General features: G+C 58.7%; 22 protein-coding genes. 1 reads left to right on the top strand and 21 read right to left on the bottom strand.

What is annotated here, in order from left to right; translation table 11 throughout:
- Nucleotides 1-164 precede the first annotated feature (164 nt).
- The 3 genes from KKO72_RS16385 to KKO72_RS16375 form a co-directional block, all read right to left on the bottom strand.
- The gene (locus tag KKO72_RS16385; protein ID WP_214941235.1) at nt 165-1,025 is read right to left on the bottom strand and encodes a DUF2971 domain-containing protein; all 861 of its coding nucleotides are present in this window, start codon (nt 1,023-1,025) and stop codon (nt 165-167) included.
- 331 nt (nt 1,026-1,356) lie between these two features.
- Nucleotides 1,357-1,704 carry a hypothetical protein gene (locus KKO72_RS16380; protein WP_214941232.1) on the bottom strand — a complete coding sequence of 116 codons (348 nt, stop codon included), beginning with the start codon at nt 1,702-1,704 and terminating at the stop codon, nt 1,357-1,359.
- Nucleotides 1,705-1,878: 174 nt separating this feature from the next.
- The gene (locus KKO72_RS16375; RefSeq protein ID WP_214941229.1) at nt 1,879-3,732 is read right to left on the bottom strand and encodes an ABC transporter ATP-binding protein/permease; all 1,854 of its coding nucleotides are present in this window, start codon (nt 3,730-3,732) and stop codon (nt 1,879-1,881) included.
- Nucleotides 3,733-3,772: 40 nt separating this feature from the next.
- Here KKO72_RS16375 and KKO72_RS16370 point away from each other — a divergent pair, with 40 nt between their 5' ends.
- Nucleotides 3,773-4,198 carry an acyl-CoA thioesterase gene (locus KKO72_RS16370; RefSeq protein WP_214941227.1) on the top strand — a complete coding sequence of 142 codons (426 nt, stop codon included), beginning with the start codon at nt 3,773-3,775 and terminating at the stop codon, nt 4,196-4,198.
- Between the two features lie 56 nt (nt 4,199-4,254).
- Here KKO72_RS16370 and KKO72_RS16365 read toward each other — a convergent pair whose 3' ends face one another.
- From KKO72_RS16365 to KKO72_RS16280, 18 genes are all read right to left on the bottom strand, one after another.
- A complete protein-coding gene (locus tag KKO72_RS16365) occupies nt 4,255-5,355 on the bottom strand; it encodes an ABC transporter ATP-binding protein (protein ID WP_214941224.1) in 1,101 nt (366 codons plus the stop codon).
- Nucleotides 5,343-7,085: an iron ABC transporter permease gene (locus KKO72_RS16360; protein WP_214941220.1), complete on the bottom strand. Its 1,743-nt coding sequence runs from the start codon at nt 7,083-7,085 to the stop codon at nt 5,343-5,345. Before KKO72_RS16360 ends, KKO72_RS16365 begins: the two co-directional genes overlap by 13 nt.
- Nucleotides 7,075-8,091 carry an ABC transporter substrate-binding protein gene (locus tag KKO72_RS16355; RefSeq protein ID WP_214941217.1) on the bottom strand — a complete coding sequence of 339 codons (1,017 nt, stop codon included), beginning with the start codon at nt 8,089-8,091 and terminating at the stop codon, nt 7,075-7,077. The genes KKO72_RS16360 and KKO72_RS16355 overlap by 11 nt, the downstream gene beginning before the upstream one ends.
- 124 nt (nt 8,092-8,215) lie before the next feature.
- A complete protein-coding gene (locus KKO72_RS16350; protein ID WP_214941214.1) occupies nt 8,216-8,704 on the bottom strand; it encodes a thioesterase family protein in 489 nt (162 codons plus the stop codon).
- 27 nt (nt 8,705-8,731) lie between these two features.
- Nucleotides 8,732-9,283 (bottom strand): TlpA disulfide reductase family protein, encoded by a 552-nt coding sequence (locus KKO72_RS16345; RefSeq protein ID WP_251140714.1) that lies wholly within the window; start codon nt 9,281-9,283, stop codon nt 8,732-8,734.
- A 72-nt stretch (nt 9,284-9,355) separates the two neighbouring features.
- Nucleotides 9,356-10,120 carry an enoyl-CoA hydratase gene (locus tag KKO72_RS16340; RefSeq protein ID WP_214941211.1) on the bottom strand — a complete coding sequence of 255 codons (765 nt, stop codon included), beginning with the start codon at nt 10,118-10,120 and terminating at the stop codon, nt 9,356-9,358.
- A gap of 422 nt (nt 10,121-10,542) precedes the next feature.
- The gene (locus tag KKO72_RS16335; RefSeq protein ID WP_214941209.1) at nt 10,543-11,739 is read right to left on the bottom strand and encodes an acetyl-CoA C-acyltransferase; all 1,197 of its coding nucleotides are present in this window, start codon (nt 11,737-11,739) and stop codon (nt 10,543-10,545) included.
- A 20-nt stretch (nt 11,740-11,759) separates the two neighbouring features.
- On the bottom strand, nt 11,760-14,183 hold the full coding sequence (locus KKO72_RS16330; protein ID WP_214941206.1) for a 3-hydroxyacyl-CoA dehydrogenase/enoyl-CoA hydratase family protein: 2,424 nt from the start codon (nt 14,181-14,183) through the stop codon (nt 11,760-11,762).
- 16 nt (nt 14,184-14,199) lie between these two features.
- Nucleotides 14,200-14,658, bottom strand: a complete 459-nt coding sequence (locus tag KKO72_RS16325; RefSeq protein ID WP_214941203.1) for a DUF2147 domain-containing protein — start codon at nt 14,656-14,658, stop codon at nt 14,200-14,202.
- A 49-nt stretch (nt 14,659-14,707) separates the two neighbouring features.
- On the bottom strand, nt 14,708-16,504 hold the full coding sequence (locus KKO72_RS16320) for an acyl-CoA dehydrogenase C-terminal domain-containing protein (protein WP_214941200.1): 1,797 nt from the start codon (nt 16,502-16,504) through the stop codon (nt 14,708-14,710).
- A gap of 12 nt (nt 16,505-16,516) precedes the next feature.
- A complete protein-coding gene (locus KKO72_RS16315; protein WP_214941196.1) occupies nt 16,517-17,200 on the bottom strand; it encodes a TetR/AcrR family transcriptional regulator in 684 nt (227 codons plus the stop codon).
- Between the two features lie 192 nt (nt 17,201-17,392).
- The gene (argB, locus tag KKO72_RS16310) at nt 17,393-18,283 is read right to left on the bottom strand and encodes an acetylglutamate kinase (protein WP_078366833.1); all 891 of its coding nucleotides are present in this window, start codon (nt 18,281-18,283) and stop codon (nt 17,393-17,395) included.
- A 68-nt stretch (nt 18,284-18,351) separates the two neighbouring features.
- Entirely contained in the window at nt 18,352-20,226 is a 1,875-nt protein-coding gene (locus tag KKO72_RS16305) for a nucleoside-diphosphate sugar epimerase/dehydratase (protein WP_214941192.1), read from the bottom strand.
- Between the two features lie 53 nt (nt 20,227-20,279).
- On the bottom strand, nt 20,280-20,594 hold the full coding sequence (locus KKO72_RS16300) for an H-NS family nucleoid-associated regulatory protein (RefSeq protein WP_214941189.1): 315 nt from the start codon (nt 20,592-20,594) through the stop codon (nt 20,280-20,282).
- Nucleotides 20,595-20,649: 55 nt separating this feature from the next.
- Nucleotides 20,650-21,210, bottom strand: coding sequence for a sugar transferase (locus KKO72_RS16295; protein WP_214941186.1), 561 nt, complete (start codon nt 21,208-21,210; stop codon nt 20,650-20,652).
- Nucleotides 21,207-22,181, bottom strand: a complete 975-nt coding sequence (locus KKO72_RS16290) for an NAD-dependent epimerase/dehydratase family protein (protein ID WP_214941183.1) — start codon at nt 22,179-22,181, stop codon at nt 21,207-21,209. Before KKO72_RS16290 ends, KKO72_RS16295 begins: the two co-directional genes overlap by 4 nt.
- Complete coding sequence (locus KKO72_RS16285; RefSeq protein ID WP_214941180.1) at nt 22,181-22,939, bottom strand: glycosyltransferase family 2 protein; 759 nt, start codon at nt 22,937-22,939, stop codon at nt 22,181-22,183. The genes KKO72_RS16290 and KKO72_RS16285 overlap by 1 nt, the downstream gene beginning before the upstream one ends.
- Before the next feature lie 27 nt (nt 22,940-22,966).
- Complete coding sequence (locus KKO72_RS16280; protein WP_214941177.1) at nt 22,967-24,112, bottom strand: glycosyltransferase family 1 protein; 1,146 nt, start codon at nt 24,110-24,112, stop codon at nt 22,967-22,969.
- Nucleotides 24,113-24,142 lie beyond the last annotated feature (30 nt).

Here is a 24,142-nt window from a genome sequence, read left to right as displayed (position 1 = left end):
GCCGTGCGATTGCTGGCGAGAGATGGTTTATCGGGGCCACGCCGTCGGCCGCGAAAAAGCCCCAAGAGTCTGGTTCTTAAAGTCAGTTTAAGGCTGGGAGCCGATGTTTGAACTGGGTGTGCGGCCCATATGGTCCGTCGCACCTGTAGCGACAATTTAGATACCTACCGCAGACGCGAACATTCCATGCCAAAGTGCTTGCGGCTAAGCGCTGCTTGGTATATCTCCATATGAGGCATCTGTGTCTCAACCACTCTAATCAATGCCTGCGCATCCTGTACCGAAATGCGGCACCCCAAATACAGCGCCCCAAATACTCTTGGATTTTCTTTCCAGTCAGAGTAGGACGGTCCATGTAGCTCATGAATTTGCGGAACATGTATACGCCATTCCCGCTCATAAGCCCAATCCTTGTGCTTCACATATGCAGCCTCGTTGTACACCAACTGTGCGATATCGATCGGTTTCTCGCCTGTTAGATAACGTATATAGTCCCTGAGTGGCGGAAAACTTGGGTACAGATCCGTGTACTTAACAGGCCTTGCAGCTAGCAAAGTGTTATCTACTTCGTCTATGCACTGTAGTCGAATGCACACGCCTTTATGTTCGGCAGCGTAATGTGCCCACATCACTACGTTATCCAGCTCTTCCGTGACACATAGAACACGAGAATTGGTTAGCTCCGCAGTAAGTGCACTATTGAACGTCCGTTCGTATTCACTCAGTCGCTGCCCCGTCTCAACCGCACTCGTATGTAGATGTGACAGTAGCTGCTCTTTAGAAACCCTGTCGCGCAAGACCCTTAACGCAAGGATGCCTTGCCCCAATAGAGTTGGGTTTCTGAGCTCTACAGAGTCGTCGAATACGATTCTTGAGATCTCGCTCATCAACTCATCCGCGAACTCTTGCTCAGTAAACGGAAATGAAAAAGATACCTGATGGTCGAATGGGTCGTTGAAGTGAGATGGGGCTCTGTATCGTAGCGATGACGACCGCAGCACAGCTAGCGCGGTTTCGGCTGACATGAACTTATAGAAATACTCCCTGCTATGCGTCCTGGACACCACTCTCTCCTAGGCTTCTTGCTTTGATGTATCCGGCAATCACTGGATATGCCAGAAGAAATGGCGGATAGTACTTTTCGCTGAGACAAGACAATGCTATTGAGTCGTAGGATCGCGTACGTAGTTAGCAAACGCGCGGATAAAACCGAATCGAAAAGTCGCCGACAAGACTAACCTAATCTCGGCATTCGATAACCACCAATACGATGCCTTGAATGTCTGCTCCCGCTGCACAACCGACATCAATTTCAGGCTGATATTGTGATCGCTCGTAGTCGACCATAGGGACCACTTAAATGCCCAGCTTTCTTCGCCGATGTTCACCGTAACGACTTTGTTGATCCCTAGACAGGGAAAAAGAAAATTCAATCTTCCCGTCTTTAGTGAGTTCAGATAGTCGCCGCTCTGGGCGCGCGAGGTAAATGACCTCCTTGTCTGCTGGGATCATCAACGCAAGGTCAAAAGCAGACTTGACAACCAAGCACATATGCGACGATGAATATTGAACGTAGTTGGTCGAAAGCATTTGGTCCAAAAAGTCTTTAAGCGTCAGTTCATCGCTAACGTCCAAGTCAATTTCAAGATCATCGGCGTAGTCATCAGCAGCACAAACTGAATCCCTCAGCAAAGACAGTCGCACGTTGTTTCCCTTTAAAGATGGACACGTCTTGAAGCATATCAGCGAAGGAATTAAGGGACCGCTCCCGCTGCAGACCCGACTTACGCAAAGCAACACTCTTCACACCCCATCACTACACTTTAGATAGTGATCAGCCCTTATTCCAAAAGGGCTAGCACCCAAAAATACCAACAACTACTCCACACTCTGCTGCAACGCCCACATCTGCGCATAACGTCCGTTGGCGGCCAGCAGGGCGGCGTGGGTGCCGCGCTCGAGGATGGTGCCGGCTTCCATCACCAGGATCTCGTGCGCATCGACCACGGTGGACAGGCGGTGGGCGATGACCAGGGTGGTTTTGTTCTGCGCCACACTTTGCAACTCGGCCTGGATGGCGCGCTCGTTGGCGGAATCGAGCGCGCTGGTGGCCTCGTCAAAGATCAGGATCGGCGGGTTTTTGAGCAGGGTGCGGGCAATCGCCACACGCTGTTTTTCACCGCCCGAGAGTTTGAGCCCGCGCTCACCGACCATGGTGTCGTAACCCTTGGGGGTGGCGCTGATGAAGTTGTGGATGTGGGCGGCCTTGGCGGCAGCTTCCACCTCAGCGCGGCTGGCGCCGGGGCGACCGTAGGCGATGTTGTACTCCACGGTGTCGTTGAACAACACCGTGTCTTGCGGCACGATGCCAATCACCGCGCGCACGCTGGCCTGGGTGACCTGTTTGATGTCTTGCCCGGCAATTTGAATCTGACCCTGTTGCACGTCGTAGAACCGAAACAACAAGCGCGCCAGCGTGGACTTGCCGGAGCCGGACGGGCCAACCACGGCCACGGTTTTGCCCGCCGGGATGTCGAAGCTGATGTCATGCAGGATTGGGCGCGCCGGGTCGTAGGCAAAGTGCACGTGTTGGAAGCTGACGCTGGCGTTGCCCGCGTTGGCAGTGAGGGTGTTGGCGTTTGCGTCCACCAGCGCCAGTGGCAGCGCACCGGGCACATCGGCAATTTCGCGCTCGCGCTCCATCAGGGTGAACATCTTTTCCAAGTCGGTCAGGCCCTGTTTGATCTCGCGGTACAAGACCCCCAGGAACCCCAGCGGGATGTAGAGCTGGATCATGAAGGCGTTGACCATCACCAGGTCGCCCAGCGTCATGCGGCCATCAACCACCCCTTGCGTGGCGCGCCACAACATGGCGACCAGCCCGGCGGCAATGATCAGTTGTTGGCCGGTGTTGAGCATGCTCAAGGTGCTCTGGCTTTTGAGGGCGGCCTTGCGGTAACGCTCCAAGTTGTCGTCGTACCGTTTGGCCTCAAAGTCTTCGTTGTTGAAGTATTTGACGGTTTCGTAGTTCAGCAGCGAGTCGATGGCGCGGCTGTGGGCGGTGCTGTCCAACTCGTTCATCTGCTTTCTGAACTGGGTGCGCCACTCGGTGACCACAATGGTGAACGTGATGTAGAGCACCAGCGCAATGATGGTGATCCAGGCAAACCACATGTCGAACTTGACCGCCAAAATGCTCAGCACCAGCGCCACCTCAATCAGCGTCGGGAAGATGCTGTAGAGCGAGTAGCTGATGAGCGAATGCACCGCACGGGTGCCGCGCTCGATGTCACGGGTCATGCCGCCGGTCTGGCGCTCCAGGTGGAAGCGCAGGCTCAGGGCGTGCAAGTGACGAAACACCTGCAGGCTGATGGCGCGTGAGGCGCCCTCGGTGGCCTTGGCAAAAATCAGCTCGCGCAGCTCGGCAAACAAGGTGGTCGACAGGCGCAGCAGGCCATAAGCCAGCAGCAGGCCCAGCGGCACCACCAACAGCGCGGGTATGCCAACACCGGCCTTGGGGTTCATGGTGTCAACCAGCTGCTTGAGAAGCAGTGGCACCCCCACATTGGCGAGCTTGGCGCCCACCATGAAGGCCAGCGCCAGCATCACGCGCCACTTGTATTGCCAGAGGTAGGGGAAAAGCCGCTGCAGCGTGGCCCAGTCGGAACGCGGTGCGACTTGGCCATTGGGCAGCAGGACGGGAGGTGGGGTAGGTTCGCCAGAGCGGCGCATGGGTGACAATTCCTTGTTTTTATCACCCTGGATTGTGCCCATGTCTGAAAGCCCTCGCCCCGCCGCTAACCCGGCGCAACTGCCCACCGACGAGAAGCTGGTGCTCAAGGTGATCCCGATGCCGCGGGATGTGAACGCCAATGGCGATATTTTTGGCGGCTGGGTGATGGCCCAGGTAGATATGGCCGGTGCGGTGATTGCGGCCACCTACACCGCTGGCCGCATGGCCACGGTGGCGGTCAATGAGTTCATCTTCAAACAACCGGTGCGCGTGGGTGACATTTTGAGCTTTTACGGCAAGCTGGTGCGTATTGGCCGCACCTCGATCACCGTCAAGATCGAGGTCTATGCCGAACACTTCAACGCCCAGGGCAGCTACACCAAAGTGACCGAGGCGCTGCTGACCTATGTGGCGCTCGACGAGAACGGCAAACCGCGTGAAGTGCCCAAGCCTGCAGGCATTTGATACTACCAATACAGTAGCTACTTGCCCTTTATAAACGAGGGCTACAGGCTGATTTCTTATACAAGCTGGCTTGTACCACGCGCCTCAGGCATGACCCAGGCGTCACGCACCTGCAGCCGCAACACATCCCCACGCCGGGGCTGGGCCTCAAACGGCAGCACCAGGCTCAGCGGCACAGCGAGTGCGCCCTGCAGCACCGCATCTACCGCGTACGAGCTGCCCTGAAAAAACACATGCTCAACCAACACTGACAGGCCAGGGGCGTTAGGTGCAGCCACCACAAAGGCAGTGGGTGCCAGGCACAGGCGCAGCTCGGTCTGGGTGCTGCCTGCGCTGGTGTCACGTGCGGCAAAGTTGTAGTCACCGAGCGCCACCTCGGCCATGCCAGCCTGTGCCGCGCTGATGCGCCGGGCCGGCAGCAGGTTGCCCGCACCGACAAAGCGGGCCACCATTTCGGTCTGGGGCTCGCGGCACAGACAGATGGGGGTGTCGACCTGCTCGATGCGGCCTTCACTCAGCACCACCACGCGGTCGGCCAGCGCCAGCGCTTCCTCTTGGTTGTGGGTGACATAGACCATGCTGCTGTTGGCGCTGCGCATCTGATCGATGTGACGCATCATGTCGCGGCGTAATTCCACGTCCAGGCTGGCCAGGGGTTCGTCAAACAGGATCACACGCGGGCGCGCCACCATGGCACGTGCCAGCGCCACCCGCTGCTTCTGCCCGCCCGAGAGTTCACCGGGGGTGCGCCGCGCCAAGGTCTGCAAGTCCACCTGGGCCAGCGCCTCCATCACCCGGGGTTCGGCTTGCGCTGCGGACAAGCCGGACTCGCGCAGCGGGAACAGCACGTTGTCATACACCGTCATGTGCGGCCACAAGGCGTGGCTCTGGAACACCACGCCGACGTTGCGCCGCTCGGGTAGCACATGCCGCCCAGGGGCGGCCACCATGTCGTCCCCAATGCGGATGCTGCCGCTGTTGATGCTCTCCAGCCCGGCCACGGCACGCAACAGCGTGGTTTTGCCCGAGCCCGAGGGCCCCAGCAGGGCGACAAATTCGCCGCTGTGCATCTCCAGCGAGACACCGCGCAGCGCGTGGAAGGCGCTGGCGCCATGGCCATAATGTTTGTGGATGTTGTCTAGTTTTATGCGCGCCACGGCAACACACCTTCAGGTAAACGGCGACCCAGCCGCGATGCCAGCAACATACACAGCAGCGTGATCACAATGGAAATGATGCCCACGGCCGAGGCCGCAGCCGACTCGCCGCCCTGCTCCAGCCCGAACACCAGCACACCCAGCGTCTCGGTGCCGGTGGCCCACAACAGGGCCGACACGGTGAGTTCGTTGAGCGACAGCAACATCACCAGCAGCGCCCCAGCGGTGACCGAGGGCAGAATCAGCGGCAGCACGATGTGCCACATGCGGCTTACAAACGAGCCGCCAAACACCTGGGCAGCCTCCAGCATCTCACGCGGCATCTGCATGAAACCACTGAGCACCGGACGCAGCTGGATCGTCAGAAACCGCGCCAAATAGGCAAAAAAGATGATCCACAGCGTGTTGTAAAACGACCAGCCCAACAGCGGCAGGGGTTTGATGTAAAGCAGGATCATGGCAATGGACAACACCACGCCCGGAATCACATACGGCACCTCAATCCACGGCATCAAACGGCGCAGCAGCACGTTGCGGCGGTATGCCATCTGGTAGGCCAGAAACAGCGACACCGTCGCCAGCACCACCGCGCTGCCGACTGACAGACTCACACTGTTGACAAAGGCACGCAGCGTGGCGTCGTTGTGCAACAGCACATAGCTGTAATGCTCCAGCGAGAGGTTTTGCCAGGTCAATGCAATGCCCAGACCTGGTGACACCGACTTGGCCAACAAAGCCAGCAGTGGCGCCAGCAACAGCAAGCTAACCCACAGCGTCAAGCCGATCGCCACCGGTGTTTGCCAGCGGCCCAGATGAAACGGTGGCACTTTCAAGCGTGTGGCAATCACCTCGCTGCTGCCACATCTCAGAATTACGCGCTGCACCCCCATGCCCAGCGCCGCCAGAAGCGCCACCAGCGCAGACAACACCAGTGCACTCGGAATGGCCGCCGGGCCAAAGCCCGACAACTCACGGTAAATCAGCGTGGGCAGCACCAGATATTCACCCGGAATGCCCAAAAACGCCGGGATGCCGAAGTTGCCGATACAGGACACAAAAGCCAGCGCACCACCCGCCACCAGCGCGGGCAGCACCAGCGGCAAAATCACCCGCCGCAGGATGCTGCGTGGTGAAGCGCCACAAACCCGGGCAGCCTCGATCACCTCGGGCGACAGGTTCAGCAAACCGGCACGCACCGTCAAAAACACCAGCGGCGCGTAGTGGATGCCCAGCAGCAAGATGATGCCTTCGCGCGACTGCAGCGGGTTGCTGATGGCCTGCCAGCTGTCCCAGCCCTGGGCAATCAGCGTGTTTTTGAGCGGCAGCCAGAGTTGTGTCCAGGCCAGCGCCACCACCTGCGGCGGCAGCAGCGCCTGCACCACAAATGCAAACACCAGCCACTGGCGTGGCCGCGCCGGTGTTAGCGACACAAACAGCGCAAACACCAGGCCATAGATCAATGCAAGAGCAGCGCCGCCCACGCCCACCTCCAGCGTGTGCTGGCTGGCGTGCCAGGCGTCGTTTGAGGCCAGGGTGGCCAGCACCGCAGCTCGCGTGGGGCCCAGCAGCGCCAGCCCCATCTGCAGCGCCAGATAGACGGCTGGCAACAGGCTGAACACCGCCACAAAGGCAAGCGCGAGCCAGAGCAGCCAACGCTCTTGCGCCGGTGCCCCTGCGCCCAACCAACCAGACTTGCGACTTACCAGCGGCGTCAAACCATCAACCGCCAAAAATGTCCGAGAAACGTTTGCGATCAGCCTCGGCCCCCTTCAGCAAGGCATCGGCATCCATCGGCAAAAAGCGCAGGCTCTCGACCTTCGGATAACCCGCAGGCGGCGTGATATTGCCCTGTAGCGGGAAATACCCCAGCGTGGTGGAGAACTTCTGCCCCTGCGGTGACACCAGAAAACTCACAAACGCCTGTGCTGCGGGCAGGTTGCTGGCAGTGTTGAGGATGGCTGCGGGCTCGGTCACGTAAGTCAAGCCTTCTTTGGGCGTGATGAACTCGACCGGCGAACCCTTGGCCGTAGCGTTGAAGGCCATGAAGTCCACCAGCACGCCGACCATTTTCTCGCCAGTGGCCACCTGTTGCAGCACCGCGCCGTTGCCTTTGACGGCAATCGCCTTGTTGGTTTTCAGGCCCTCAATGAACGGCCAGCCCAGATCAGGCGTGCGGCTCCAGGCACCCACGGTGATGGCGGCCGCACCTGAGTACAGCGGGCTTGGCATGATGATTTGGCCCTTGAGCGCCGGGTTGAGCAGGTCTTTCCAGGACTTCGGCTTAAACGGCGCCTTGGCGTTGACCACGATGCCGGTGCTGATCAGCTTGGTGCCAATGTAGGTGCGCTCGTTGTCGAAATAACGCGCCGGGATCTGCTGGGTGTTGAGGTGCGTCATGCGCAGCAGGCGACCGTCGGCCTTGAGCGCCTCCATCGAAATCGCATCGGCAATCAGCAGCACATCAGCGCGTGGGCTGCCTGCGGCTATCTCGGTGCGCAGGCGGTTGAGCACTTCGGTGGTGCCGGAGCGAAACACATTGACCTTGACATTGGGGTACAGCGCATTAAAGGCTTCGATGGTGCCGCGTGCGTCACGCTCAGGTTGTGAGGTGTAGAGCGATAAATTGCCCGACACGGCCGCCTGGGCGTGCAGCAGGCCATGTGGCAACAAGGCCGCCAGACCGGCAGCAGGCGCCAGACCCAGGAGGCGGCGGCGGGAGGAAAAAGGGGTGGACATGCAACAACTCCAGAACAAAAAAGCGATGAATCGGCGACAAAGCGCCACTATGCACCGCAGAGCGTGTCACAGTTATGACAAATGGCAGACATATTTGACGAATTATCCGCCGGGCGCCGGGCCATCAGGACACGATATACGCCGCCGCTGCGGTGGACAGCAGCTTGCCGTCGGCGCCCAGAAACTCCATGCGGGTCGAGGCCACGCGTGAGCCCAGGCGCATCACTTCAGCACGCAACTCAAACCACTCACCAATGCCCGGGCGGAGGTAGTCCACACGCAGGTCGATGGTGCCGAGCTTGGCAAAACGCTGCAGGCGCTGCTGCACCGATTCGTCCATGTGGCGTGCACCAATCGCCACCATCACGGCCAGCCCGCCCATGGCGTCCAGCCCGGCGCTGATGACACCGCCGTGGATGCGGTTGTAGGCGTAGTGACCCACCAGCTCGTTGCGCATCTCGATGCGCGCCTTGACCTGGGTGGGCAGCACCGAGGTGATCTTCAGGCCCAGCAGCTGGTTGAAGACAATCATCTCTTCAAACACCTTCTTCACCCCGGTGATGAACTCGGGCTCAAACTGAATGTCGGCTGCGGGTGGCGTGGCGTGGGGCATGGCGGGTGGCTTGTAGGGTGGCGGTCGTTACCGCTTCAGCGGCAACGGGCTGATTGGCTTGAGCCGGAATGTTTGGGTGATCAGTTTGACAGATTCGGGGCTGTTCCAGTCACGCGCACCCACCACTTTGTGCAACACCCGCCCCTTGGCGTCCACCAGCACAGTGAGTGGCAGGCGGTTGGCACCCAGCATGTTTTCCAGAATCAGCCGTTCGTCAATGAAGTGGTTCAGCGTGGCTTGGCTTTTGCGCAAGAAGCCTTTGGCTGCCTGGGGGTAGTCGTCGGTGGAGATACCAATCACCAGAAACTGCTGCCCGGTGTCCGACCAGGCCAGGCGTTCCAGCGAGTCCATTTCGGCAATACAAGGCGGGCACCAGCTGGCCCAGACGTTGATGATGAGCGGCCTGCCACGAAACGCCGAAAGCTGGCGGTTGGGGCCGTTAAGCCCGCGCAGGCTTGCCTCACGCAACACACTGCCGACTGGCACCTCACCTGGCGTGGCAGCACTGGCGCCACAAGCCAAGCACCACCCCAGCACACAGGCCAGCAACACCCGCATCAGCCGCGCGCGACACATCATGTTCAGACCTCAAACACTATACAAATTGCAGCTACTTAACCAATAAATGCGAGGGCTATCGGCCAATTTGTCTTACAGGCTTGAAAAATCAGGCTGGCGCTTGGCCATAAAGGCGCCAAAGGCCTCTTTGGCAGCAGGCTCACCGAGCATGCGGCCAAAAATGACGGCTTCTTCGGCGATACGCTGCTCTACCGCGCTGGACTGGCTGAGCTTCATCAGGCGTTTGGTTTCCAGCACCGAGCTGCTGGGTTTGGCGGCCAGCCGCTGCGCCTGGCGCTGCGCCAACGCACTGGCTTCGGCAGGCGGCACGATGCGACTGACCAAGCCCATCTCGAGCGCGGCCTCGGCCAAAAACGGATCACCCAGCAGCAGCGCCTCGGCCGCGCGGCCGTAGCCCATACGCTGTGGCGCCAGCAGGCTCGACGCAGCCTCGGGGCACAGGCCCAGGTTCACAAAAGGCATGGAAAACGCGGCGTTGTCACCGGCATACACCAGGTCACAGTGGAACAGCAGCGTGGTGCCAATGCCCACCGCCGGGCCACACACGGCGGCCACCACTGGTTTGGTAAAGCTGCTGATGGCGCGCAAGAAACGGAACACCGGCACGTCGGGCGAGACCGGGGGGGCCTGCAAAAAGTCGGCAATGTCGTTGCCCGCGCTGAACACCGTCTCATGGCCCTGGAACACCACAACGCGCACGGCGTCATCAGCCTGCGCGCTGGTCAAGGCGTCGGCCATGGCAGCGTACATGGCGGCGGTGAACGAGTTTTTTTTGTCCACGCGGTTGAAGGTGATGGTCATCACCCGGTCGGTGGTGTCGATCAGAAGGTCGGTCATGGGCGGTCCTGGTTAAAGAGCTTGGAATTCTGGCACACGTGCCTTTGTCAGCGCTGCTAGGTTTTTGGGACTGGCCATTCTTATGCGAACGTTTTGGCTGTGACCCGCAAGACAGGCCCTTGGGGCGACTTCCTCATACTGGGGTACCAGAAATCGTCAGCCGCCCCAAGGGCCTGTCTGGCTGGCGATGGTGACCAAGAAGACAAGACGACGGCGGCAAGCAAGACGGTCGGCCCAGGTCTTCAAACCCAGCATCAGCGTCCACGTGATCAGCGCGGTAGCCGGTTGGGGTGGCCCCCGATTTCTGGTACCCCAGTATGAGGGGGACGCCCCAACCGGCTACCGCGCAGCGACGTGCCAATGGAGCCACGCCGATCATGTGCCCCTGCACATCCTTGCAGCGGGAAGCCACCCAGCAAACTTCAAACCCGCTCAAAAATCCCCGCCGCGCCCTGCCCCATACCGATGCACATGCTGACCATGCCGTACTTGAGCTGTTTGCGTTGCAGCGCGTGGATCACGGTGGCGGCACGGATCGCACCGGTGGCGCCCAGCGGGTGGCCCAGGGCGATGGCGCCACCCATCGGGTTCACCTTGGCCGGGTCCAACCCGAGGGTGTTGACCACCGCCAGCGACTGCGCGGCAAAAGCCTCGTTCAACTCAATCCAGTCGATGTCAGACAGGTTCAGACCGGCGTTGCGCAACGCCACCGGAATCGCCTCAATCGGGCCAATGCCCATGAACTGCGGCGGCACACCCTTGGCGGCAAAACTCACAAACCGCGCCAGCGGCGTCAGGCCGTACTGTTTGAGCGCCTTTTCGCTGACCAGGATCAACGCACCTGCACCGTCCGAGGTTTGGGAGCTGTTACCTGCCGTGACCGAGCCGCGCGCAGCAAACACCGTTTTGAGCTTGGCCAGGCCTTCGAGCGAGGTGTCGGCACGCGCACCTTCGTCCAGGCTGACCACACGTTTTTTCTCGATGACCTCGCCGGTGTCCAGATTGGGCGCACGGTCAATCACCTCGATCGGCGTGATCTCGGCCGCAAACTCACCAGCGGCTTGTGCGGCCAGGGCGCGGCGGTGCGACTCCACCGCAAAGGCGTCCTGCGCCTCGCGGCTGACCTTCCACTGGTTCGCCACCTTCTCGGCAGTCAGGCCCATGCCGTAGGCAATGCCAATGTTTTCGTCGTTGCCAAACATGGCCGGCGACATAGACGGCGCGTTACCCATCATCGGCACCATACTCATGCTCTCGACACCGGCGGCGATCATCACATCGGCCTCACCCACACGGATGCGGTCGGCCGCCATCTGGATCGCACTCAGGCCCGAGGCGCAAAAGCGGTTGACGGTGATGCCCCCCACACTGACTGGCAGCCCGGCCAGCACCGCGCCGATGCGGGCGATGTTCAGGCCTTGCTGACCTTCGGGGATGGCGCAACCGCAGACCACATCCTCAATGGCATTGGGGTCGAGACCGGGCACCTGTGCCAGGGCCGACTGCAGCACCTTGACCAGCAGATCATCCGGGCGGGTATTGCGGAAAAACCCGCGATGCGATTTGCCAATGGGCGAGCGCGTGGCGGCAACGATGTAGGCGTCTTGAACTTGTTTCATGCTTGTCTCTCGCTTCGCTGTTAATTACGGACAGGTTTACCTGTCGACATCATCCCCATGACCCGCTCTTGCGTTTTCGGGTGGTTGAGCAAGGAGCAAAACGCTTGCCGCTCCAGCGTCATCAAATACTCTTCGGTCACCAAGCTGCCCGCATCCACGTCCCCGCCGCAGACCACGTTGGCGATCAGACTGGCAATGTGGAAGTCGTGCGCGCTGATGAAACCACCGTCGCGCATGTTGACCAGCGAGCCCTTGATGGTGGCGACACCACTGCGGCCCAGCACCGCAAACGTGCGCTTGTGGGGCGGGCGATAACCGGCATTGGCCATGGCCTTGGCCTCGCTCAAGGCGACATACAGCAGTTCGTCCTTGTGCGGCACGATCACGTCGCCATCCAGCAAATAGCCGAGCTTGCGCGACTCGATGGCGCTGGTACCGACCTTGGCCATGGCGGCGGCGGTGAAGCCTTCGGTCAGGAACGGCAGCAAATCCTTGCCGGTAGACGTTGCTGCGTTTTCTGCAGCGCGTCGGGCAATGTAGGTCAGGCCCCCAGCCCCAGGGACCAGTCCGACACCCACTTCCACCAGGCCAATGTAACTCTCCATCGCGGCAACGCGCTTGGCACTGTAGATGGCCAGTTCACACCCCCCTCCGAGCGCCAGACCGCGCACGGCGGACACCACCGGCACGCTGGCGTAACGGATCTTGAGCATGGCGCGCTGCATCTCGGCCTCAGCACCGTCGATGGCCTGGGCGCCGCCCATCATGAAGGCAGGCAACATGGCTTGCAGGTCGGCGCCAGCGGAGAACATCTCGTCGTTGGACCAGATCACCAAGCCCTTGTAGCTGGCTTCGGCCAGGTCCACCGCCTGCACCAGGCCCTCGACCACGTCGGGGCTGATGGCGTGCATCTTGGTCTTGATGCTGGCAATCACAATCTCATGGTCCAGGGTCCACAGGCGGATCGCGTCGTCTTCGAACAGCGTCTTGCCAGCGGTGGCGGCCGACGGTGCCTGAGCACCCAGCACACTCTCGGGGAAGTGTTGGCGCGCATAGACCGGCAGCGAGCGCACCGGCACAAACTTGCGCGTGGTCGGGTTCCAGGAGCCTTGGGTGGTGTGCACACCACCGGCCTCGGCGACGGGGCCGGTGAACACCCAGTCAGGCAACGGTGCGTTGCACAGGGCTTTGCCGGCGTCGATGTCTTCCTTGACCATGTTGGCCACAGTGAGCCAACCGGCCTCTTGCCAGAGCTCGAACGGGCCCTGCTTCATGCCAAAGCCCCAACGCATACAAAAGTCCACATCACGCGCGTTGTCGGCCACCTCGGCCAGATGCACGGCAGCGTAATGGAAGGCGTTGCGCAGAATCGCCCACAGGAACTGACCTTGCGCCCCTTCGCTGTTGCGCAGCAGCTGCAGGCGCTCGGCGGCGGGTTTCTTGAGCATGCGGGCGTAGACCTCGTCAGCCTTCTCACCAGCGGGCACATAGGATTTGCTCTCCAGATCAAAGCGCAGGATGTCGCGCCCGACCTTCTTGAAAAAACCAGCCTTGGTTTTCTGGCCCAGGTTGCCCATCTCGAGCAGGGTCTTCAAGACCTCGGGCGTGGCAAAGCTGGCGTAGAACGGATCAAACTTGCCAGGCCCTGCGGCTGCGTCGCCGCTCAGCGTGTCTTGCAAGGTCTTGATGACGTGCGTCATGGTGTCCAGGCCCACCACGTCGGCGGTGCGGAAGGTGCCGGAGCTGGCGCGACCGAGCTTCTTACCGGTCAGGTCGTCCACCACGTCGTAAGAGAGGCCAAAGTTCTCCACCTCTTTCATGGTGGCCAGCATGCCGGCCACACCCACGCGGTTGGCGATGAAGTTGGGCGTGTCTTTGGCACGCACCACACCTTTGCCCAGGCTGCTGGTGACAAAGGCCTCCAGGTCGTCGAGGATCTGCGGCTGGGTGGTTGGGGTGGTAATCAACTCCACCAGCAGCATGTAACGCGGCGGGTTAAAGAAGTGGATGCCGCAGAAGCGAGGCTTGATCTCTTCTGGCAACACTTCGCTGAGTTTGGTGATCGACAGGCCCGAGGTGTTGGAGGCGACGATGGCATGTGGCGCAATGAATGGCGCGATCTTTTTGTACAGATCGAGCTTCCAGTCCATGCGCTCGGCGATGGCTTCGATGATCAGGTCGCAGTCACGCAGTTGCTCCAAGTGCTCTTCGTAATTGGCCTGGCCAATCAGCGTGGCATCTTCGGGCACACCCAGCGGTGCGGGCTTGAGCTTTTTCAGGCCATCGACCGCACGGCTGACGATGCCGTTTTTGTTACCGGACTTGCTGTCGGGCAGATCAAACAGGATGACTGGCACCTTGACATTGACCAGATGCGCGGCGATTTGCGCACCCATGACCCCAGCGCCGAGTACGGCGACTTTTTTCACATTGAATCGAGACATGTTGGTTTCCCCGTAATTACTGAACACGTAGCCAGGTTTGTGTGCGGCTGATGAACAACACCGAACCCCGCACTTCGAGCTTTTTGCCGTCTTCAATCGGTGTCAGGCGCAGGGTGTAGCTTTTGCCGTTTTCGGGGTCCAGGATCTTGCCATCTTCCCACACGTCCTTGCCCTCGGCCTTCTTGGCGCCGCGGATGATCTCCATGCCCAGCGTGCGCTGGTCTTTGCGGTCATCGGTGCACTCTTTGCAGACCGCGTTCTGGTCGGCGTTTTTGCGCAGCAGCTTGTCGATGCGCCCGGTCAACACACCGTCTTTTTCAGTGATCACCACCAGGCTTTTGATCTCACCGGTTTTGTCGTCGATGCTGTACCAGCTGCCCACGGGTGTCATCTGGGCAGTGGCCAGGCCGCAGGCAGCTACGGTAACAATAGCTATCAGCCCTTTGTATATAAGGGCTAGAGGGCGATTTTTCATAGATAGTCTCCGGTGCGTGTTAAAAAAGCGCTGGCGGCTTGGCCGGGTTTCAGGCCAGGGCCGCGTCAGTGTCCATCAAGACTTTGACACCGGTGCGTGCGGTGCGCATCAGGGTCGAGGTCTCGGGGAACAGCTTGGCAAAGTAGAAGCGTGCGGTCTGCAACTTGGCGGTGTAAAACGGGTCGGTGCTGCCCGCAGCGATCTGCTGCAAAGCCACCTGTGCCATACGCGCCCAGAAGTAACCAAACACCATGTGGCCAGCTACACGTAGGTAGTCCACCGCAGCGGCGCCCACCTCGTCGGGGTTCTGGAAACCCTTGAAGCCGATTTCGGTGGTGAACTTGGTCATCTGATCCCCCAGCATCGCAATAGGGTTGATGAACTCGGCCATCTTCTCGTTGACACCTTCCTCGGCCACCAGGGCGGCAATGAGTTTGCCAAACTTCTTGAGGGTCGCGCCCTGGTTGCCCAGCACCTTGCGGCCCAGCAGGTCCAGGCTCTGGATGGTGTTGGTGCCCTCGTAGATCATGTTGATGCGGTTATCGCGCACAAACTGCTCCATGCCGTTGTCGCGGATGTAGCCGTGGCCGCCAAACACCTGCATACAGGCGTTGGTGGCGATGTGACCGTTGTCGGTGATGAAGGCTTTGACGATCGGGGTCAGCAGCGCCAGCATCTCGCCAGCATCTTTGCGGGTTTTCTCGTCGGGGTGGTTATGCTCTTTTTCCAGCATCATGGCACTGAAGCACAACAAGGCCCGGCCGCCTTCTGCATAGGCTTTGGCGGTGAGCAGCATCTTGCGCACATCGGGGTGCACGATGATCGGGTCGGCAGGCTGTCCCTTGGACTTGGGGCCAGAGAGGCTGCGCATCTGGATGCGCTCCTTGGCGTAGGCCAGGGCGTTCTGGAAGGCCACTTCGGTCAGGCCCAGCGACTGGTTGCCGACCCCCAGGCGCGCGGCGTTCATCATCACAAACATGCCGTGCATGCCCTTGTTGGGTTCACCCACCAGGGTGCCAATGGCACCTTCGAGCTCGATCTGGGCGGTGGCGCTGGCCTTGATGCCCATCTTGTGCTCCAGGCGCGAGGCAAAAACACTGTTGCGCGCACCACGTGTGCCGTCGGCGTTGACCAGGTATTTGGGCACGATGAACAGGCTGACACCTTTGATGCCGGGCGGTGCATCGGGCAGGCGGGCCAGCACCAGGTGGATGATGTTGTCGCTCAGGTCGTGTTCACCGGCGCTGATGAAAATCTTGGTGCCGGTGATCTTGTAGGTGCCGTCACCCTGCGGCTCGGCCTTGCTTCGCATCAGGCCCAGGTCGGTGCCGCAATGGGGTTCGGTCAGGCACATGGTGCCGGTCCACTCACCGCTGGTCATCTTGTGCAGGTAGGTTTCTTTTTGCTCCGGCGTGCCGTTGGTGTAAAGCGCAGCATACGCACCGTGGGTCAGGCCTGGGTACATCGCCCAGGCTTGGTTGGCCGAGTTCATCATCTCGTAGAAACACTGGTTCACCACCAGCGGCAGGCCCTGGCCGCCGTAGGCCGGGTCACACGCCAGCGCGGCCCAGCCGCTGTCGATGTACTGTTTGTAAGCCGCCTTGAAACCGGTGGGGGTGGTGACCTCGTGACTGGTCGTGTCCAGCACACAGTGCTCTTCATCCCCGCTGCGGTTGATCGGCAGCAGCACCTCGGCGGCGAACTTGCCACCTTCTTCGAGCACCGCGTTGATGGTGTCGGCGTCCATGTCGGCATGCATCGGAATCGCCGCCAGATCGCGGGTGACGTTGAGCACTTCGTGCATGACAAACTGCATGTCACGCAGGGGCGGGTTGTAGATGGTCATGGTGGTCTCCTGTTAAATCTGAGGGTTGGGGCTGGTGCGCTTGCCGTAACGCAGCAGGATGTTTTCGAAGCCGATGTGGGCCCGCTCCAGGGCGCCGGGATTCTTCAGAAAGCGTTCTTCGTAATGCAGGGACAGGATCAGGCCGTGGATCTCAAAGGCCATCTGCTCGGCGTCGGCGTCGGGCACCAGGTGGCCCTCTTCACGTGCCTGCTCAATGGCGCGGGTCAGGGCATGGAGCCAGGTCTGCACCGCGCTGGCCAGTGCGTCGCGCACCGGGCCGGGCCGGTCATCAAAAGCCACCGCACCACTGATGAAGATACAACCGGACTGCAGCTCCACCGCAACACGGCTCATCCAGTTGGCAAACAGCGCCCGCATGCGTGGCAGGCCGCGCGGCTCTTGCATGGCCGGGAAAAAAACCTCGTCGGAAAAACGCTGGTAATACTCACGCACTACCGAGAGTTGTAACTCCTCACGCGAGCCGAAGTGGGCAAACACGCCCGACTTGCTCATGTGGGTGACCTCGGCCAACACACCGATGCTCAGGCCCTCCAGACCAATCTGGCCGGCCAAGCGCAAAGCCGCTTCGACGATGAGCTGCTTGGTGTGCTGGCCTTTTTGCAAGGCCCGGTCATGGCGTGATTTGCTGACAGACGGGCCGCTGTCAGGCGATAAAAGTGAGGTGGAACGGGTCATGGCGCATAAAAGAACGATCGTTCTATTTTGCAGCATTTCCCGAACCGCAGACAGCGTGAACCCGTGACAAAAGCGGGTTTAGGGTCGTTTCTAGGGAAAACCCCTAGTTTTGCTCAACTTCAACTGATCTACATCAAAAGTGGCTCAAGCCCTTTATCTACAAGGGCGAATAGCTACTATTTTGTTAGCAAATCAATGCGAGCGGATCATGGTGCCAAAAGCCTGGTCCGTGAGGATTTCAAGCAACAGCACATGCGGCACGCGGCCATCGACGATGTGGACTGCGTGCACACCACTCTTGGCTGCGTCCAGCGCACCAGCAATTTTGGGCAACATGCCACCACTGATGGTGCCATCGGCAAACAACTCGTCAATGCGCCGCGCGGTCAGGTCGGTGAGCAACTCACCGGCCTTGTTGAGCACCCCGCTGATGTTGGTGAGCATCAGCAGCTTCTCGGCCTTGAGCACCGTGGCGAGTTTGGCGGCCACCACATCAGCGTTGATGTTGTAACTCTCGTTGGCTTCCCCAAAACCAATCGGGCTGATGACCGGGATGAACGCGTCGTCCTGCAACGCCTTGACCACGCTCGGGTCGATGCTGACGATGTCACCCACCTGGCCAACGTCGTGTTCCTTGGTGGGATCGGCGTTGTCGAGCATCTTGAGCTTTTGTGCGCGGATCATGCCGCCGTCGCGCCCGGTCAGGCCCACGGCTTTGCCGCCAGCCTGGTTGATCAGGCCAACGATGTCTTGCTGCACCTCACCACCCAGCACCCATTCAACCACTTCCATGGTCTCGGCATCGGTGACGCGCATACCCTGGATGAATTCACCTTTTTTGCCCAGGCGCTTCAGGGCCGTCTCGATCTGCGGGCCACCGCCATGCACCACCACCGGGTTGATGCCCACCAGCTTCAGGAGCACCACGTCTTCGGCAAAGTCCTGCTGCAGGGCCGGGTCGGTCATGGCGTTGCCGCCGTATTTGATGACCATGGTTTTGCCATGGTACTTACGGATGTAGGGCAGGGCCTGTGCCAGGATTTCTGCTTTGTCGCGTGGCTGGATGTGGGTGACGTCGGTCATGGTGGGTTCGTGGTTCACTGAAGAAAGGGACAAAACAAGCTGCAAATTGTGCAGCAAGTCGACCCGACTCAGTCCAGAACCGCTGGCTGCGCCTGATAACCTTGCACACAGGTCTGCAACACGGCCTTGATGGTTGCCACATCCCCCTCAAGCCCGGCTTGCTGCAAGGTCTGCAAATGGGGTTCAAGACGTGGCCAGTCCAGGTAGTCTTCATGCGCTTTCATGATGCGCGGGTGGCTGGTGGGCTCGGGGTTGTCACCAATCAGCAACTCTTCATAGAGTTTTTCGCCGGGGCGCAGGCCGGTGATGGCGATCTCGATGTCGCCTCCGGGATGGGCGGCATCACGCACCCGCAGACCCGAGAGCTCGATCATGCGCCGTGCCAGGTCAACAATCTTGACCGGCTGGCCCATATCGAGCAAAAACACGTCGCCCCCCTGCCCCATGGCACCGGCCTGCAACACCAGCTGCGCGGCCTCGGGGATGGTCATGAAATAACGGGTGACCTCGGCATGGGTCACCGTGAGCGGCCCACCGGCGGCCAACTGTTTGCGAAACAGTGGCACCACACTGCCGCTGGAGCCCAACACATTGCCAAAGCGCACCATACAAAAGGTGGTGCCGTGGGACTGGGCCGCCAGCGCCTGCAGCACCAGCTCAGCCATGCGTTTGGTGGCACCCATGACATTGGTGGGACGCACCGCCTTGTCGGTACTGATCAACACAAAACGCCGTGCGCCATGCGTGGCCGCCGCCTGCGCCAGGTTCAGGGTGCCAAACACGTTGTTGCGCACACCTTCGCCGGGGTTGTCTTCGACCATCGGCACATGTTTATATGCCGCCGCGTGGTAGACCGTTGCGGGTTGATAGGTGCTGAAAACAGCTTTCAGGCGATGCGGGTTGGCGATGCTACCGAGCAGGGGCACCAGCTCCACCGACAGCCCGGCAGCCAAACAGATCGCTTGCAATTCCTGATGAATGGCATACAGCCCAAACTCGTTGTGCTCGAACAGCAGCAATTGGCGCGGCCGCTGCTGCAGAATCTGGCGCGTGAGCTCGCTGCCAATGCTGCCCCCTGCTCCGGTGACCAGCACCACCTGGCCTGTCAGGTCCTGCGCCAACAACTCTGCACGCGGCACAACCGGTTCGCGGCCCAGTAAATCCTCAATCTCCAGTTCATGAAAATCCTGCACCGTTACCCGACCGCTTGCCAGGTCAGACAGACCTGGCAAAGTGCGGACGTGAACCGGCAAATCACGCAGACTCCCCAGAATGGCGTTGCGCCGTTCTCGGGAGGCACTGGGCATGGCCAGCAGGATATCGGTGACGCCTTGGCTAGCAATGAGTTCTGAGACCTCAGGGGAGGCATACACACGCAGCCCATTGATGTGGCGGCCCACCTTGTCGTCATCGTCGTCCACAAAGCCAAGCAAGCTGTATTGCTGCGACAGGCGCAAGGCCTCGGCGGTTTGTACACCCGAGGTCCCCGCACCATAAATGAGTAGCGTGCCTTCTCTGCGAGATTGCGCACGAGACAAGTCAGCCAACCAGAAGCGCGCCACAGCACGACTTGCCCCCACCAAGAACAAAAACACCAAAGGCTGCAAGATACCCAGGCTGCGTGGCACGCCGGGCCAGCGCATCCACAACAACACCAATGACAGGAGACAAGCATAAATCAGCACTGCCATGCCTGTGGCATGCAAGGCCGCTTGGCCGGAGTACCTAAAAACGGCCCGATACAAGCCCAGCTTGATGAAGATGGGGACAAACAACACCGGAGCCACCGCAAAAACGGCCCACTGCGCCCCAACTGGCCAGAAAAACCCATCCAGCCTCAACGCAAATGCAGCCCAGGTGGCAAACAGCGCCAACGCCACGTCCAACGCCAAAACCACCAGCCGTTTAACGGCCAGCGGCCAGCCCAACACCCTGCTCTGCATCACCACTCCCGTTGAAAAAACCTTGCGCCTATGTTGGCGCATTGTGATCAGCCTTAAACCGCAAACGTTTCTTTGGTCTGCCCCTCTGCCACTTTGGCGGCCAACCACCGTGGCATCAGGCCACGGCCGGTCCAGGTTTCACCATTGGGACCACGGTATTTGATGGGGGCAGGGTTACCAGATTTGGCAGCGGCAGCTGGTTTGCGAGAACGGCCCTTGGCACGATCCAGATCGTCCACCGTGATACCAAAAGCTTCCATCTTGGCCAGAATATCGGCAATGGTCGCAGCCAATTCGGCAGATTTGATTTCTTCGGCCTGTTTTTGCAGCAGGGCAATCTGGTTCTGGATTTCGATGAGAGATGACATGTTGATTACCTTTTAAAAATGATGGTGCTACCCTGGCGACACGTTGACCGTGTTCTTAATGGCTGACATTATCCCTTGCCAGAACCTTCAACGCCGTCAGGAAAATGATTCGAATATCAAAAAAAAGTGATTTTTTTTGCATATATTCAATATCCAGCGCCACTTTTTGAGGAATAGGCAACTCATCACGGCCATTGATCTGCGCCCAGCCCGTCAGACCTGGCGTGAGGTGATGCACACCTGACTGGGTGCGCAAGTCGATCAAATCGTGTTGATTAAACAGCGCCGGGCGAGGTCCCACAAAACTCATATCACCCTTGAAGATGCTCCACAACTGGGGCAATTCATCTAGGCTGGATTTGCGTAGAAAACTGCCGACCGACGTCAAATACACATCTGGGTTGCTGAGCAAATGGGTCGCCACTGCCGGTGTACCCACACGCATACTGCGGAATTTGGGCATTTTGAATATCTTGTTATTGGCGCCCACACGATCAGACCAATACAGAATGGGACCTTTGGAGGTGAATCTCACTGAAAGAGCAACGAGCAAGATAGGAATCAACAATACGGTGGCAATAGCAACTGCAAAAACCAAATCAAATATTCTTTTCATTTTTTGACATTGCCATTCATCGCCCGCCGCAAACCCTCTTGCACAGAGATTTTTGGCGTCCAGCCCAATAGATTTCTAGCTTTATTGCTATCAATTTGCAAGTTACCACACAAACGCTGAATAGCATCCCCCTTGCCAACCAATCGCCCGACCCATTCCAAGGCCCAAACAGGCACCGGCAGCAAACGTGCGGGTACACCCGCAGCCTTGGCCATACCTCGCACCAACTCGGTGGTGGACAAGTCTTGGCAGTCACTGATCAGAAAAGTTTGGTTGGCTGCCTTGGGATGGGTGATGCAGGTGATGATGAAGTCAACCAAGTTGTCCAGAGCCACCAGGCTGCGCTGGTTATGGATGGCGCCTAGCGGCAACGGCCAGCCCTTTTGAACGGCACGCATGAGAGAGCCGAAGTTGCCAGGTGCTTCCGGACCATAGACCATAGGTGGGCGAATGATCACGAAATCTAAGCCCCTCTGTTCAGCAAGCTTCCTTAAACCTGTTTCCGCCTCGTACTTTGAAAGTGCATAGGGTGAATGCGGTGCCGCAGCATCAGCTGGCGTGAAAGGCATCTCAGAAGTTTCAGCACCGTTTACACCAATAGAACTGATGAAAATAAAACGTTGTACACCGCTCTCTAGCGCCGCAAGTGCAAGCGCCAAAGTCACCTCACTATTGGCTCTTCGGTAGATGGAGCAAACACCGTCCACGGTCTCCTTGAGTACATGCGCTCTAGCCCCAAGATGAATGACTGCATCAACGCCATCGCAGGCGCATGCCCAATCTAACGGAGAAATCGCTTCATGGCCAACTCGGACCACATCAAGTCGATCCGCCATGGGCACAGAAGCAAATAACCGCAACTCAGCTACCGTTGATGAAGTGACTGCTCGCACATGGTGTTGCAATTGAAGCAGGTGCCGACAAAGTTCGCGCCCAATGAAGCCACTGGCACCAGTAACCAAAAACCGCATTAGACCGGCCTTCTGACAAATTGAATGGCGCGACTGACCAATTTGTTCAGAACAAAACTGACCATCGAAGAGCGTCGCCCGATTTTTGATAGCGCCCGACGTATCTCAGCATTTTGTTTAAAAATGTTGCTCAGACTGCGGTTGGTAGTCCCTCCCAAACGCATTTTCACTAGAACTTCAGGAATGTAATAGCTGGTGATGCGAGCAGCCTCTAAATAGCGAGCCATCAATTCAAAATCTGCAGCTATCTTGAAACTTAGATCGAACCCGCCTAAACGCTTATAAACTGATTGCCGAACAAAAAATGTCGGATGCGGCGGGCACCAACCCTCATCAAACGCCCCCGGTACAAAATCTTTAGAACGCCAATATCGAACAACACGTGTCGAGTCTGTCTGACTAACGTAGCAAAGGTCACCATAGCAGCTGTCAGCCCCACTTTTAGAAAAGGCGGCGGCAACATCCGCCAAAACGCTAGTAGACGCATAAAAGTCATCTGCGTTGATAAAGCCAACAATTTCGCCTGTGGCCAAAGTGATGCCTTTATTCATGGCATCGTATATGCCCTCGTCTCTTTCAGATACGATTTTGGCCACATGTTGGCCTTCAGTTGCCACAACTGCCAAAGTAGTATCTTTTGACCCACCATCAACAATGATGTGTTCGATATTGCCATACGTTTGTTCACGCACCGAACGCAGCGTGTGGCCAATCGTTTCATCGGAGTTGTAACAAACAGTGATAACGCTAATTTTCATGTTGATTATTATTTGATTACTGGATTTTTATGGTTTTGATATGGGCTCCGGCAATTCGAATATGGCATCAACAATTTTCGCCAGCTTTCGGTTAAATTGCGGCTGGCCGTTGTGAAGACTCAGTTCCAAGCCCTTTCGCACCATTTCAGCCGCCAGCGCATCATCGCTCCACACCTGTTGAATGCGTTCTACCATTTCGGTTACAGAGTTCGGATCAAAATATAAAGCTGCGTCCCCACATTGCTCGGGCATTCCATAAATACCGGAAACCAGTACCGGACAACCAATGGTCATAGCCTCTAACGGTGGAATGTTTGTGGGCCCAAAGAATGTCGGCATCACCAGCGCACGGGCTCGCCTGTACAAGCCGCTCAGATCAGCGTCAGGCACATAGCCGACGAACCGGATGCACTCTTGCATACCAAGATCTTCGACGCGCCGTTGAATCTCATCGAATTGATGATGCTTGCCGCCGCTCAACACAAGTGCAATATCTGGGTAGCGCTCGGCGACGCGATGCACAGCGTCTACCAACCTCAGATGGTTCTTATGCGGCCAGAACTGTGCAGGGTAAAACAGAAACTTGACAGGCAGATGGTAGTGCGCATCGAAATCCGCCCGCTCGCGCTTGTCATGGAGGTAGCTCGGTGCTACATATGGCAGAGGATAGACCTTGGCTTCTGACACGCCGTAACTCTCGACGACATGCTGGCGACCAACCTCCGAATCAACCATGACGCCGGCGCACCAATTGGCTATATTTCGAAAACGATGTTCGCGGATTCCGTAGCGGCCCTTGGAGCTCACCTCCGGAAAAATCGCCTCATAGCGATGCATCAGGTCGTGTGTGGTCCCGATTGCACGGATCGGCATTTGATAGCTTAGGGACTCCTGTGCAGGAAAGATCCAGACATCACAACGCAACGCGAGTAACTCGCGAACTAGTGGGTTAAACATCTGACCAAGGGCTCGGGTCAGCGCCCCTGACAGGCGCAAGACCATCACCATATCAGCTAGACGTTGACCGACTCTGGCATGCTTAAGCGCCACTCCGGTCAAGCCAAAGCGCGCCAGGATGGCTGACCAGTCGGTGTCGCTGTAAGCGATGGTCACTTCGTAATGACTGTCAAGCTGGGACAGCGCCTCCAACACCGATTGGGCGTACTGAAACATGCCGCCTGCTCTCGGCCCAACACCCAGAAA

Source organism: Rhodoferax sp. U11-2br, assembly GCF_018619435.1.
Lineage (GTDB): Bacteria > Pseudomonadota > Gammaproteobacteria > Burkholderiales > Burkholderiaceae_C > Rhodoferax.
This window is presented reverse-complemented; position numbering and strand designations above follow the sequence as displayed.

Coding starts and splice junctions, on each gene's coding strand:
- KKO72_RS16350 (WP_214941214.1), bottom strand. CDS start 8,704: ATGCCCCACGCCACGCCACCCGCAGCCGACATTCAGTTTGAGCCCGAG.
- KKO72_RS16300 (WP_214941189.1), bottom strand. CDS start 20,594: ATGTCATCTCTCATCGAAATCCAGAACCAGATTGCCCTGCTGCAAAAA.
- KKO72_RS16285 (WP_214941180.1), bottom strand. CDS start 22,939: ATGAAAATTAGCGTTATCACTGTTTGTTACAACTCCGATGAAACGATT.
- KKO72_RS16340 (WP_214941211.1), bottom strand. CDS start 10,120: ATGACCGACCTTCTGATCGACACCACCGACCGGGTGATGACCATCACC.
- KKO72_RS16370 (WP_214941227.1), top strand. CDS start 3,773: ATGTCTGAAAGCCCTCGCCCCGCCGCTAACCCGGCGCAACTGCCCACC.
- KKO72_RS16355 (WP_214941217.1), bottom strand. CDS start 8,091: ATGTCCACCCCTTTTTCCTCCCGCCGCCGCCTCCTGGGTCTGGCGCCT.
- KKO72_RS16280 (WP_214941177.1), bottom strand. CDS start 24,112: ATGTTTCAGTACGCCCAATCGGTGTTGGAGGCGCTGTCCCAGCTTGAC.
- KKO72_RS16345 (WP_251140714.1), bottom strand. CDS start 9,283: ATGATGTGTCGCGCGCGGCTGATGCGGGTGTTGCTGGCCTGTGTGCTG.
- KKO72_RS16320 (WP_214941200.1), bottom strand. CDS start 16,504: ATGACCATCTACAACCCGCCCCTGCGTGACATGCAGTTTGTCATGCAC.
- KKO72_RS16375 (WP_214941229.1), bottom strand. CDS start 3,732: ATGCGCCGCTCTGGCGAACCTACCCCACCTCCCGTCCTGCTGCCCAAT.
- KKO72_RS16335 (WP_214941209.1), bottom strand. CDS start 11,739: ATGAAACAAGTTCAAGACGCCTACATCGTTGCCGCCACGCGCTCGCCC.
- KKO72_RS16315 (WP_214941196.1), bottom strand. CDS start 17,200: ATGACCCGTTCCACCTCACTTTTATCGCCTGACAGCGGCCCGTCTGTC.
- KKO72_RS16325 (WP_214941203.1), bottom strand. CDS start 14,658: ATGAAAAATCGCCCTCTAGCCCTTATATACAAAGGGCTGATAGCTATT.
- KKO72_RS16295 (WP_214941186.1), bottom strand. CDS start 21,210: ATGAAAAGAATATTTGATTTGGTTTTTGCAGTTGCTATTGCCACCGTA.
- KKO72_RS16305 (WP_214941192.1), bottom strand. CDS start 20,226: ATGCAGAGCAGGGTGTTGGGCTGGCCGCTGGCCGTTAAACGGCTGGTG.
- KKO72_RS16290 (WP_214941183.1), bottom strand. CDS start 22,181: ATGCGGTTTTTGGTTACTGGTGCCAGTGGCTTCATTGGGCGCGAACTT.
- KKO72_RS16385 (WP_214941235.1), bottom strand. CDS start 1,025: ATGTCAGCCGAAACCGCGCTAGCTGTGCTGCGGTCGTCATCGCTACGA.
- KKO72_RS16330 (WP_214941206.1), bottom strand. CDS start 14,183: ATGTCTCGATTCAATGTGAAAAAAGTCGCCGTACTCGGCGCTGGGGTC.
- argB (WP_078366833.1), bottom strand. CDS start 18,283: ATGACCGACGTCACCCACATCCAGCCACGCGACAAAGCAGAAATCCTG.